Origin of the sequence: Pseudomonas sp. NPDC087615, assembly GCF_044743445.1 — a bacterium.
Lineage (GTDB): Bacteria > Pseudomonadota > Gammaproteobacteria > Pseudomonadales > Pseudomonadaceae > Aquipseudomonas > Aquipseudomonas baetica_A.
This window is the reverse complement of the sequence record NZ_JBIUWM010000076.1, coordinates 16,295-16,672: the sequence shown is the minus strand read 5'-3', so window position 1 is coordinate 16,672 and position 378 is coordinate 16,295. Positions and strand designations below refer to the sequence as shown.

The 378-nt window shown below is 56.9% G+C and carries 1 pseudogene (running past one end of the window); it reads right to left on the bottom strand.

What is annotated here, in order from left to right:
* Positions 1-378: pseudogene (locus ACIOU6_RS25450) on the bottom strand (radical SAM protein); its annotated part runs 352 nt beyond the window's last position; the annotation flags it as partial.

Sequence of the window (378 nt, the reverse complement as noted above, 5' to 3'; positions counted from 1 at the left end):
GCTTCTTTCGGTGAGTTCATGGATAACGACATTGATACGTCGTTGTGCTTGGCCATCTCATCGATCATCGGCACCACACCCGACGTGGACAGGGTCACGCGGCGCTTGGAGATCCCGTAACCAAGGTCATCCATCATCAGATGCATGGCGGCCACGACGTTGTCGAAGTTCAATAGCGGCTCACCCATGCCCATCATCACCACGTTGGTGATAGCACGGTCGACGGTTGCCGGGACGCTGCCAAAAGATTTGTTGGCAATCCACACCTGACCGATCACTTCGGCGGCGGTGAGATTGCTGTTGAAGCCTTGCTTGCCGGTGGAGCAGAAACTGCAATCCAGGGCACAGCCTGCCTGGGACGAAACGCACAGAGTGCCG